Source organism: Streptococcus sp. CL8.13 (assembly GCF_049737895.1).
This window is the reverse complement of record NZ_JBKOTT010000012.1, coordinates 1-11,314: the sequence shown is the minus strand read 5'-3', so window position 1 is coordinate 11,314 and position 11,314 is coordinate 1. Positions and strand designations below refer to the sequence as shown.

Genomic DNA, 11,314 nt, shown 5'->3' with positions numbered 1-11,314 from the left:
GCTGAGTTAACCATCATCAACCCTAGAACCAGACCAATTAAAGGATTCCCACCGAATACACGGAAGGCTGACCAACAGATCAAAGCTGGGAAGAAGGCGAAGGCTGTATCCGTCAATACAACTGAATAAGTATAGAAGTTTGTTGCTTTAAAAGCTTCCGCAGTTGTTCCAAACAAAGCCAAAACTTGATCTTGAACAATAGCCCCACGAATTCCCATAAACAAACCAGTAGCAACGATTGCTGGCAAAAGTGGTACAAAGACATCACCGAAAGTACGGATAGCACGTTGGAACCAATTTCCTTGTTTAGCAGCTTCTGCTTTCATGTCATCTTTAGATGATGTTGGCAAACCAAGTGCAACAACTTCATCGTACATTTTGTTAACTGTACCTGTACCAAAGATGATTTGGTATTGACCTGAGTTAAAGAAAGCACCTTGAACTTTTTCCAAGTTCTCAATCACTTCTTTATTGATTTTTCCTTCATCTTTGACCATAACACGAAGACGAGTCGCACAGTGGGCAACACTGTTGACATTTTCACGTCCGCCCAAGGCATCGATGACTTTTTTTGCAATTTCCTGATTGTTCATTTGCAAAAATCTCCTTATATAAAATTTTGTTCTTGTTTGAAAGCGATTTTATCCGCCCTACGACTTTTATTTTATCATGTTTTAGAAATATGTCAAGCGTTTTGCAGAAAAAATATCATTTCCACTTAGTAGCCTTGCTTTAGATTGATTGTTTTTGACTGTTTTAGCAGATAACACTTAAAAAAATAAGTTTAAAATCTTTGTTATCAGGATTCTATTTCATTATCTTTCATCTTTTTTTGGAAATTTGATTGATTTCCTGCTTTTGATTTGTGATAAACGTTTGACAGTTTTTTCTCTTTTTTAACATAAAAGACTTGCTTTTTTAACCGAAAACGGTTACTATTAAATGTGATAAGATTTTTGGAGGAATGAAAGAATGGAATGGACTACTGAGCGTCGTTACAGACTTTATCAAGATTGGACGCAAGATGAAATTCAAAATATAAAGAAAAATATAGCACAATCTCCATGGCATACTCATTATCATGTTGAGCCAAAAACAGGACTTCTCAACGATCCAAATGGCTTTTCTTACTTTGATGGGAAGTGGGTTGTTTTTTATCAGAACTTTCCTTTTGGTGCAGCCCACGGTTTGAAATCTTGGGTTCAATTGGAAAGCGAGGACTTGGTTCACTTTAGAGAAACTGGAGTCAAAGTTTTGCCTGATACTCCATTAGATAACCACGGTGCCTACTCTGGTTCTGCCATGCAATTTGGCGATAACTTGTTCCTATTTTATACAGGAAATGTCCGTGATGAAAACTGGATCCGTCACCCCTACCAGATTGGAGCTTTAATGGATAAGGATGGCAAGATTACGAAGATTGACAAAATCTTGATTGACCAGCCAGCAGACTCTACTGACCACTTCCGTGATCCGCAAATTTTTAACTTCAAGGGCCAATATTATGCCATCGTCGGCGGACAGGACTTGGATAAAAAAGGCTTCGTTCGTCTTTATAAGGCTGTAGACAACGACTACACAAACTGGCAAGCCGTTGGCGACCTTGACTTTGCTAACGACCGCACTGCCTATATGATGGAATGTCCAAATCTGGTCTTTGTAGGGGAGCAACCTGTCCTTCTCTACTGTCCACAAGGATTGGATAAGAAAGTTCTAGACTACGATAATATCTATCCAAATATGTATAAGATTGGAGCTTCCTTTGACCCTAAAAATGCCAAAATGGTAGATGTATCTCAACTTCAAAACATGGACTATGGTTTCGAAGCCTATGCAACTCAAGCTTTCAACGCTCCTGATGGACGTGCTCTAGCTGTTAGCTGGCTTGGTTTACCTGATGTTTCATATCCATCTGACCGTTTTGACCACCAAGGAACCTTCTCTTTGGTCAAGGAACTCACTATCAAAGACGGCAAGCTCTACCAATACCCAGTCGCAGCTATCAAGGACCTTCGTGCCTCTGAAGAAGCCTTCTCAAACCGTTCCAAAACCAAGAACACTTACGAACTCGAACTCAACTTGGAAGCCAATAGCCAGAGCGAGATTGTCTTACTTGCTGATAAAGAAGGCAAAGGACTTTCCATCAACTTTGACCTTGTAAATGGTCAAGTGACAGTGGATCGTAGCCAGGCTGGAGAACAGTATGCCCAAGAATTTGGAACTACTCGTTCTTGCCCTATCGAGAATCAGGCTACTACTGCTACGATTTTCATCGATAACTCTGTCTTTGAAATTTTCATCAATAAAGGAGAAAAAGTATTTTCTGGTCGTGTCTTCCCACATGAGGACCAAAATGGTATCCTGATTAAATCTGGAAACCCAACTGGAACTTACTATGAATTAGATTATGGTCGCAAAACTAACTGATGTCGCCAAACTTGCAGGTGTCAGCCCTACTACCGTTTCTCGGGTTATCAATAAAAAAGGTTATCTATCTGAGAAAACCATCCAAAAAGTCAATGAAGCCATGCGAGAATTGGGCTATAAACCCAACAACCTAGCTCGTAGCTTGCAAGGAAAATCAGCTAAGTTAATCGGTTTGATTTTCCCAAATATTTCCAACGTTTTCTATGCAGAATTGATTGATAAGTTGGAACACCAACTCTTCAAGAATGGTTACAAGGCCATCATCTGCAACAGCGAACACGATTCTGAGAAGGAACGTGAATACATCGAAATGTTGGAAGCCAATCAGGTGGACGGCATCATTTCGGGTAGTCACAACTTGGGAATCGAAGACTACAATCGCGTGACGGCACCAATTATTTCCTTTGACCGAAACCTATCGCCAGACATTCCTGTCGTCTCCTCTGACAACTACGCTGGTGGGGTTCTTGCTGCCCAGACCTTGGTTAAGACAGGCGCCCAGTCTATCATTATGATTACAGGGAATGACAATTCTAACTCGCCAACTGGACTACGCCACGCTGGTTTTGCATCTGTACTCCCAAAAGCTCCTATTATCAATGTTTCCAGTGACTTTTCGCCCGTCAGAAAAGAAATGGAAATCAAGAATATCTTGACCCGTCAAAAACCAGATGCCATCTTTGCTTCGGATGATTTGACCGCTATTCTGGTCATTAAAATCGCTCAAGAACTGGGCATTTCTGTCCCAGAAGATCTCAAGGTCATCGGCTATGATGGGACTTACTTTATCGAAAACTACTACCCTCACCTGACAACGATTAAGCAACCTATGAAAGAGATTGCCCAACTCACTGTCGATCTCCTTTTGCAGAAGATTGAAGGCAAAGAGGTCGCGACAACTGGTTACTTCTTACCAGTCACACTATTACCAGGAAAAAGTATTTAAGTACAAAAAACTCAGACGAATTCGTCTGAGTTTTTTTATGATCTTAAGTTTTCTAAATAATGCTGGGCTGTCTCGAGATTAAAGGTTTTATCTGCGATGAGGCGCTCAACTAGGGGAGCAACTTCAGACTCACTAGCACCTGCTAGGAGAGCTAAGGATTTGGCCTGTAATTTCATGTGACCTTGCTGAATCCCTGTACTCACCAAGGCTTTGAGGGCTGCAAAGTTTTGGGCAAGTCCGATAGACACGATAATCTGGGCTAATTCTTTAGCAGAAGGATTTCCCAGTAGCTCATGACTGAGGGCTACACGAGGGTTGAGGCCGATAGACCCACCCTTGGTCGCTACAGGCATGGGCAGAGTCATCTCACCAACTAATTCTTCTCTTTCAAGGTCCAGCGTCCAGCAGCTAAGACCTTGATAGTGCCCATCTCGACTGGCAAAGGCATGGGCCCCGGCTTCGATGGCACGCCAGTCATTACCAGTGGCAATCAAAATGGCATCAACACCGTTAAATATCCCTTTATTGTGAGTAGCTGCTCGGTAAGGATCAGCCTGCGCAAACTGGTTAGCTAAAGCTATTTTCTCCGCAATTTCTCGTCCTTGGTCCTTCTGGCGGCTCAAGTAACGAAAGGCGATGCGACAGCTTGCTGTCACCAGAGAATCGGTCGCGTAGTTTGACAGAATCCCCATGAGACTCTGTCCCTGACAGAGTTCTTCTAAGACTGGTTTCAAGGCTTCCAGCATGGTGTTGAGCATATTGGCTCCCATGGCTTCTTGGGTATCAACATGGAGATAAACAACAAGGAAGTCTGTTTCGCCTTTTATCTGTTCTACATGCAAATCACGCGCCCCACCTCCACGTTTAACGATAGAAGGATAGGCTTGATTGGCAAGTTCCAAGAGTTCGGCTTTCTTGCTTGCAATCTGCACTTGCGCTAGATCAGGATTAGCAACTTGATAAAGGGCCACCTGCCCAATCATCTGGCGCTCATGAACTTGAGCAGTAAAACCGCCTGCTCGCTTGATGATTTTACTTGCATAGCTGGCCGCAGCAACCACGGACGGTTCTTCTGTCACATAGGGAACTGTGTATTCCTGACCGTTGACGAGGACCTCTGGGACCAGCGAATAAGGTAAAGAAAAAGTTCCCACCACATTCTCACTCAGCTGGTCTGCCACAGTCACACTAATCTGTTCATCCTGCTCCAGACTCGCTTGTCTCTCAGGACTAAGGAGCGCCTGAGCTTTTAACAGCTCGAGGCGCTCTTGGTATGATTTTTTAGAAAATCCATTCCAACTTATCTTCATTATTTTTCAACCTTGCTATAACGGCGTTGGTGGTCCACAATTTCAACCAAGGCAAAATCTTGATTTTCATAGCCAGCAAACTGGGCAGAATTTGTTTCATCTAAGTCTACTTCCTCAAAGAAGACTTTTTCATAGTCTACAACAGACAGGGCAGTTCGTTGGTTGAGCTTATTCAAACGGTCTTTATCCAGATAAGCTTCATATCCTTCAACCAATTCACCACTAAAGAACTCAGCTACAGCCCCACTTCCGTAACTATAAAGGGCGATTTTATCGCCAGCCTTCAAGCTATCTGTATTTTCCAAGAGAGACAAAAGTCCAAGGAAAAGTGAACCTGTGTAGATATTCCCCACCTTTTGACTGTAGAGAATAGACTGGTCAAAATGCTTTTGCAAGAGGTCTTTTTTCTCTTGAGGCAGGCTCTTATCCATGATTTTTTTCAAGCCTTTTAAGGCTAATTTAGGATAAGGCAAGTGGAAGCAAACAGCCGCAAAATCATCTAAGGTAAGCTGGTAACGTTTTTGGTATTCAAGCCAAGTCGTTTTCAAACTATCCAAGTATTGCTGGGTAGAATAGACACCATTTACATAAGGAGTTGTTGAGTAATTTGGACGCCAGAAATCCATGATGTCACGAGTCTGAGCTACATTGTCATTATTAAAGGCCATAATGCGTGGATTTTGTGTAATTAACATGGCCACACTGCCAGCACCCTGAGTTGGTTCTCCTGGAGTTTCAATACCGTACTTGGCAATATCACTGGCAATAACCAAAACTTTGGACTCTGGAGAATTTTCCACATGCAATTTGGCATAATGAAGGGCAGCTGTCGCTCCATAGCAGGCTTCTTTAATCTCGAAACTACGAGCAAAGGGCTGGATGCCCAGCAAACCATGCACAAAGACGGCTGCAGCTTTACTTTGGTCAATTCCTGACTCAGTAGCTACAATGACCATATCAATTTCTGCTCTTTCTTGCTCCGTTAAAATAGAATCACTTGCACTGGCCGCCAAGGTCACGATATCCTCAGTTAGGGGCGCAATACTCAATTCCTTGAGTAAGAGTCCTTTACTTAATTTTTCAGGGTCAATTCCCCTCGCTTCTGCTAAGTCTTGTAATTTCAAGACATATTGACTGGTCGCAAAACCAATCTTATCAATACCGATTGTCATATTTACCTCTGTTTTATCATTCATTGTAAAAAATCGTTCTATACTATTTTATCACAAATAGCAGTAAAAGAGAGAAAAAAGACTTGATTCACCAAATCAAGTCGCTTATTATTCTAACCATTATGCTGTTTTCGTAAGTGAGAATAAAGTCTAAGGATCACTGTTCCGCTAGCCATTCCAATGGAAATCACCAAAGCAAGCATAACAACCAAGGTAGCACTGGCAATGGCGTGACTATAATCCCCTGTCACAAAAAAGGCAGTTGTTCGATAAGAAAGATAACCCGGAACCAGAGGTGCCAAGATGGCCAAGATAAAGACCACAGCAGGTGTCTTATAAAGAATACTTAAAATCTGGCTGACACAAGAACCTATAATGGCTGCAATAAAAGTAGCCACAATTACATTGGTCGGTTCCTTGAGCAAGAGATAAATTAGCCAGACAGCCATGCCCAAAATCCCTCCAGGTAAGAGCATAGAGCGTTGAACATTGAGTACGATTAAAAAAGTGATAATAGCAAGAAGACTTGCCACTGCTTGTAATAAAAAGGTTGTTAGTGTCATATTAGTTCATCAATACCAAGGCGACAGAAGTTCCTGCCCCTAAAGCAAGGGTAATGAGCAGGGATTCAAACATCTTACTCATACCAGAGTTTATGTGGTTAGTCATAATATCCCGAACCGCATTGGTCAAGGCAATTCCTGGTACAAAAGGCATGACCGCACCAGCTATAATCAAATCTGCCGTTGAAGGAAAACCTGTGTAGCGAGCCCAAAACTGGGCAATCATCCCAAAGACAAAGGCTCCAGCAAAGGCCGTCACAAAGGGAATTCGGATAAACTTCTCCACATAGAGGGAAAAGGCAAAACCAAATAAGGTAGCCACTCCTGCCCCAAGTGCGTCGTAGATATTTCCACTAAACATAATTGAAAAGAAAGGAGCACTAAAGGTCGCAGCCAGAGTTACCTGCAACTTAGTATAAGGAAGGGGTTGGGCTTGCAAAGCCTTCAATTGCTTAAAGGCTGTTTCTAAATCAATCTGCCCCCCTACCAACTGACGAGAAATTTGGTTCACATCGCAGACTTTTTCAATGTTATAAGAAGAGGACGTCACGCGCTTCATACGCGAAATATTGGTATTTTCAATGGAGAAAAAGATAGCGGCAGGCATGGCAAGAACATTGCAATCCACAATCCCCTGCGAATGCGCAATACGGATCATGGTATCTTCTACACGATGAATCTCTGAGCCACTTTTGAGAAGAATGGTTCCAGCTAACATAATCACATCGATGACGGCATTTAATTCTCTTGATTCTTCCATGCGTTCCTCCTTTTATCAACTCCTTCTATTCTATCACAAATCTGGAGTCAAAAAAAATCTTTGCCATGAAATCATGACAAAGATTCGTTTAATTACGTGAATTTTCGTGGCTTCCCTCACTACTTGATTGATTAGTAGAATGAGTATCTCCTCGTTGATTTCCTTGCTGGTTCCCCTGACTTGGTGTTGTAGTAGAACCTTGGTTTCCACGTTGGGCTGGTGCTGATGATGATGTTGACGGCGGTGTTTTTGGTTTGTAAATTGAAATCTTGATGCGTGTCTTATTCAAATCTACCTTTTCACCTGCTCTTGGACTCTGTTCAACGACGGTACCTTCAGCAGTTCCGGAAGGAGCTGTGGTAACTTCTACAACTTCAATGTTGGCTTCTTTTATACCAACAATTTGGATGAGGTTATTTTTCGTAAATTCAAGACTGGAACCTGTATAACTTGGCATGACAACACTTGTTACTTTCTTAGCAATAGTTAAAGTAATTGTTGAGGCCTTACTCAAATCATAAGTTGTTCCAGCAGATGGGCTCTGTCTAAGAACTGTTCCTTCTTCACTCTCGCTTGATTCTTCTTCCTCTATCTTGATGAGATTTTCAGGTACCTTCTTCTGCTTGAGTTCTGCGATAACATCGGTCGATTTACGGCCGATATAATTGCTCAATTGGAAAGATTGCTTGCCTGATGAGACAACCAAATTGATTTTCGTTCCTTCTTTTCGACCAGTTCCAGCGTCAGGATCTGTACGGATAATCCGCCCTTCTTCCACCTTTTCACTAGCCTCTGATTTCTCCTCGCCAATCTCAAAATTGGCTTTCTTGAGGGTTTCCTTGGCTTCCGCCACTGTCTTACCTGCCACATCTGGAATGGCAATGGTTGCAGGAGTTCTGGATAGTATCCAAATAAGAGAAGCTGCCACCAATACAATGCTGGCCAACAAAATCATATAGCGAACTCTAAATTTCCGTTTCTTAACAGGCTTGGTTGCGTAATTGTCCTCTGAAGCCTGCTGACTCGGCTTCGCAGTCTGTGGCTTTGGACTTTGTGTTTGCACCTTAGGAATCGAAGTCAAGGTACTTTGTGGAACTTTAGGAAGAGTCTTGGTGTCAGCCTTAGTGGTATCATTAAACACCAATTTAGGCTCATTGCGACGATTATAAGACAAACTACTAGACAAGTCCACATACATCTCTGCAACTGACTGATAACGATCTGTCAATTTCTTGGCAGTTGCCTTGATGACAACATTCTCTAAAGCCTGAGGCACAGATGGATTCTCAGCTATAACTGACGGCAGTGGTTTCTGGAAATGCTGGAGAGCAATGGTCACCGCACTATCCCCGTCATAAGGGATATGGCCTGTCAGCATCTCATAGAAAATAATCCCCATGGCATAGATATCACTCTGCACAGTCGCCTTCGAACCACGCGCCTGCTCTGGTGACAAGTAATGAACCGAACCCAGCATAGAGTTAGTCTGGGTCAGACTTGTCTCTGCAAAGGCTACCGCAATCCCAAAGTCTGTGACTTTGGCAGTCCCATCTGGTGTCAAAAGGATATTTTGAGGTTTCAAGTCCCTATGGACAATTCCTCTGGTATGGGCCAAACGCATGGCTAGGAGGATTTGTCCCATAATACGGACTGCTTCTTCATTAGAAAGAGGATAGTGTTCCTTGATATAGCGTTTAAGGTCTAGTCCAGCAACATACTCCATTGCAAGATACTGTTGTCCCTCTTCTTCACCGATATCTGTAATCCGAACGATATGAGGATGGTCCAGATCTGCCATGGCTCTCGCTTCACGCTGAAAACGAGCCACTGCAATGGGATCTGTTTGGTAGTTGGTCCTCAGGACCTTTACTGCCACTTCTTCCCCGTCTAGAATCAAATCCTTGGCCAAGTATACATCTGCCATGCCTCCTCGACCAATTTGTTTGATAATCCGATACCGCCCGGCAAAAATCTTGCCGATTTGGATCATTCTTCATCCTCCTCGTTCATAGAAACAAGGGCAACCGTAATGTTGTCTAAACCTCCTGCATTGTTAGCAAAACGCACAAGCGTCGCTGTTTTATCTGCCAAAGGAATATCACTGGTTACAATATCACAAATCTCACTGCCTGAAATCATGTTGGTTAATCCATCGCTATTAAGTAGGAGATAATCTCCTGTCGCAAGGGTAATCATTCCAAAATCAGGCTGAATTTCGTCTTTTTGACCAATTGACTGGGTAATAATATTTTTCTGTGGGTGGCTAGCTGCTTCTTCAGGTGTCAATTGACCAGCCTTGAGCAATTCATTGACCAAAGAATGGTCGCTTGTTAACTGGTGGTATTCTTCTCCACGAATCAAACCGATACGAGAATCCCCAATGTGGGCATAGATAGCCTGATTGCCAATAATAGCAACAGCCTCGAGGGTTGTTCCCATTCCTTTATAAGCTTCATCTTGTCCCAATTGGTTAATCTTTTGATTTTCAATCTCAAGGTTGTTAGCAAACCATTCACGCACTTCATTAACCGTATCGATTTGAGTATCTACCCAAGCTACACCTAGGTCTGTTACCGCCATCTCACTAGCGATATTCCCCGCACGATGACCTCCCATACCATCAGCTAGGATAATCATAGTACGTCCAGCTCTATTGACATAGTGGTTGACATAGTCTTGGTTATTTGTTCGTTTCTGACCAACATCTGTTAATAATGAAATTTCCATGTGTTAGTTCCTTCCTAATCCGATATCTTACGAAATTGACTGATAAAAAATCCATCACTTCCATACAATTCAGGTGTAATGAGGATACAGCCATCTTTCATGATATCCTTACATTCATGTTCTAGTGTTACTTGCTCAAATTCAGGATGACTTTCTAAAAATGCCTGTACGACTTGAAAGTTCTCCTCTGAGACAATAGTACAGGTACTATAAGTTATTATACCACCTTTGCGTAGTGTTTGACAAACACTACCTAATATTTCTAGCTGAATTTCCTGCAAGGACGCGAAATCTGCCGTTTCTTTATTGTATTTGATGTCTGGTTTACGGCGCAGAAGACCAATTCCTGAACAGGGAGCATCCACCAAAATCTTATCAAATGAATTCTGACCAAAAAACTCATGCACTTTTCTGGCATCTAATTTTTGCGTTTGAACCCTGTCTGCAACTCCCAGACGTTGGGCATTTTCTTGGATTAAATCCAACTTGTGGTCGTACAAGTCCAGAGCAGTAACCTGACCTGTCGTGAGATAAGAGGCTATATGAGCTGTTTTTCCACCCGGAGCCGCACAGGCATCTAGAACCTGCTCATCACCTTGTAAATCAAGCGTCGGAGCAACAAGCTGACTGGACTCGTCTTGGATGGTAATGGCTCCATCCGCAAACAAATCATGGCCTGCAAAATGCCCTTGCTCCTTCACAAGACCAGAGGGAGACAAGGATGAAACACTGGCCTCCAACAAAACTTGGATTTCTTCTTTTCGTCCTAGGTCCGTTACACGAATACTGGCCTTGTTTCGCACCAAAAGGCTTTCAAAGATAGCTTGCGCTCGCTCTTCTCCGTATTCTTCCTTGAGCTTGGCAACTAGCCAAACTGGGAGAGAATAGGCAATGGAATCACGCTTGTTTTTTCGTTTGATGCTAGCAATATCTGGCCAGCCTTCACGCAGAATACGACGAAGGACGGCGTTGACTAATTTTTCACTGCCTTTTTTACGGACTTTGGCCAATTCTACTGCTTCATTGACCACAGCATGATCTGGAATCTTGTCCAAATAGCGGAGCTGGTAGGCACTCATGAGAAGAAGGACGTAGAGCCAGCTGTCTAACTGATCTCTGTCTTCAATAAAGTGGGACAAGTACCATTCCAGAGTCAGTTTACGGGCTACTGTTCCATAGACCAGCTCGGTCGCCAAGCCCTTGTCTGCTACAGAGAGCTGACTTCCCTTGAGATGCTTATTTAAGGCGATATTTGAGTATGCTTGATTGATAAAAACATCCTCTAATACTGCTAGGGATAAACTTCTAGCCGTTTCTACTTTAGTCACCAAATCGTTCTCCTACAGTCAATGTACGTCCAACTCCGTTGAGGAAGGAAGCAATGTCCATCTTAGGCTTACCAGCTGGCT

At 42.8% G+C, this 11,314-nt stretch carries 10 protein-coding genes; 2 read left to right on the top strand and 8 right to left on the bottom strand.

Features of this window, described 5'->3' with window-relative positions; all coding sequences use genetic code 11:
• Positions 1 to 593 (bottom strand): glucose PTS transporter subunit EIIB (locus tag ACLNCN_RS00935; protein ID WP_424844444.1); only part of this gene is annotated, 593 nt, incomplete at its 3' end.
• 379 nt (positions 594 to 972) lie between these two features.
• Here ACLNCN_RS00935 and ACLNCN_RS00930 point away from each other — a divergent pair.
• Both ACLNCN_RS00930 and ACLNCN_RS00925 read left to right on the top strand, forming a co-directional pair.
• Positions 973 to 2,427: a sucrose-6-phosphate hydrolase gene (locus tag ACLNCN_RS00930; RefSeq protein WP_424844443.1), complete on the top strand. Its 1,455-nt coding sequence runs from the start codon at positions 973 to 975 to the stop codon at positions 2,425 to 2,427.
• Positions 2,408 to 3,373, top strand: coding sequence for a LacI family DNA-binding transcriptional regulator (locus tag ACLNCN_RS00925; protein ID WP_424844442.1), 966 nt, complete (start codon positions 2,408 to 2,410; stop codon positions 3,371 to 3,373). The genes ACLNCN_RS00930 and ACLNCN_RS00925 overlap by 20 nt, the downstream gene beginning before the upstream one ends.
• A gap of 35 nt (positions 3,374 to 3,408) precedes the next feature.
• Here ACLNCN_RS00925 and ACLNCN_RS00920 read toward each other — a convergent pair whose 3' ends face one another.
• The 7 genes from ACLNCN_RS00920 to rsmB all read right to left on the bottom strand — a co-directional run bounded on the left by ACLNCN_RS00920 (position 3,409) and on the right by rsmB (position 11,233).
• Complete coding sequence (locus ACLNCN_RS00920; protein ID WP_261029123.1) at positions 3,409 to 4,683, bottom strand: hydroxymethylglutaryl-CoA reductase, degradative; 1,275 nt, start codon at positions 4,681 to 4,683, stop codon at positions 3,409 to 3,411.
• Positions 4,683 to 5,855 (bottom strand): hydroxymethylglutaryl-CoA synthase, encoded by a 1,173-nt coding sequence (locus ACLNCN_RS00915; RefSeq protein ID WP_308525846.1) that lies wholly within the window; start codon positions 5,853 to 5,855, stop codon positions 4,683 to 4,685. Before ACLNCN_RS00915 ends, ACLNCN_RS00920 begins: the two co-directional genes overlap by 1 nt.
• Before the next feature lie 113 nt (positions 5,856 to 5,968).
• On the bottom strand, positions 5,969 to 6,418 hold the full coding sequence (locus tag ACLNCN_RS00910) for a threonine/serine exporter family protein (protein ID WP_020901615.1): 450 nt from the start codon (positions 6,416 to 6,418) through the stop codon (positions 5,969 to 5,971).
• A 1-nt stretch (position 6,419) separates the two neighbouring features.
• Positions 6,420 to 7,178, bottom strand: a complete 759-nt coding sequence (locus ACLNCN_RS00905; protein ID WP_020903004.1) for a threonine/serine exporter family protein — start codon at positions 7,176 to 7,178, stop codon at positions 6,420 to 6,422.
• Positions 7,179 to 7,266: 88 nt separating this feature from the next.
• A complete protein-coding gene (pknB, locus tag ACLNCN_RS00900; RefSeq protein ID WP_261029121.1) occupies positions 7,267 to 9,168 on the bottom strand; it encodes a Stk1 family PASTA domain-containing Ser/Thr kinase in 1,902 nt (633 codons plus the stop codon).
• Positions 9,165 to 9,905, bottom strand: coding sequence for a Stp1/IreP family PP2C-type Ser/Thr phosphatase (locus ACLNCN_RS00895; RefSeq protein ID WP_000406255.1), 741 nt, complete (start codon positions 9,903 to 9,905; stop codon positions 9,165 to 9,167). The genes pknB and ACLNCN_RS00895 overlap by 4 nt, the downstream gene beginning before the upstream one ends.
• 14 nt (positions 9,906 to 9,919) lie before the next feature.
• Positions 9,920 to 11,233 (bottom strand): 16S rRNA (cytosine(967)-C(5))-methyltransferase RsmB, encoded by a 1,314-nt coding sequence (rsmB, locus tag ACLNCN_RS00890; protein WP_004234091.1) that lies wholly within the window; start codon positions 11,231 to 11,233, stop codon positions 9,920 to 9,922.
• Between the last annotated feature and the right edge of the window lie 81 nt (positions 11,234 to 11,314).

Excerpts from the sequence above, each read along its gene's own strand:
- ACLNCN_RS00930 (WP_424844443.1), top strand. The coding sequence starts at position 973 with ATGGAATGGACTACTGAGCGTCGTTACAGACTTTATCAAGATTGGACG.
- ACLNCN_RS00925 (WP_424844442.1), top strand. The coding sequence starts at position 2,408 with ATGGTCGCAAAACTAACTGATGTCGCCAAACTTGCAGGTGTCAGCCCT.
- ACLNCN_RS00920 (WP_261029123.1), bottom strand. The coding sequence starts at position 4,683 with ATGAAGATAAGTTGGAATGGATTTTCTAAAAAATCATACCAAGAGCGC.
- ACLNCN_RS00915 (WP_308525846.1), bottom strand. The coding sequence starts at position 5,855 with ATGACAATCGGTATTGATAAGATTGGTTTTGCGACCAGTCAATATGTC.
- ACLNCN_RS00910 (WP_020901615.1), bottom strand. The coding sequence starts at position 6,418 with ATGACACTAACAACCTTTTTATTACAAGCAGTGGCAAGTCTTCTTGCT.
- ACLNCN_RS00905 (WP_020903004.1), bottom strand. The coding sequence starts at position 7,178 with ATGGAAGAATCAAGAGAATTAAATGCCGTCATCGATGTGATTATGTTA.
- pknB (WP_261029121.1), bottom strand. The coding sequence starts at position 9,168 with ATGATCCAAATCGGCAAGATTTTTGCCGGGCGGTATCGGATTATCAAA.
- ACLNCN_RS00895 (WP_000406255.1), bottom strand. The coding sequence starts at position 9,905 with ATGGAAATTTCATTATTAACAGATGTTGGTCAGAAACGAACAAATAAC.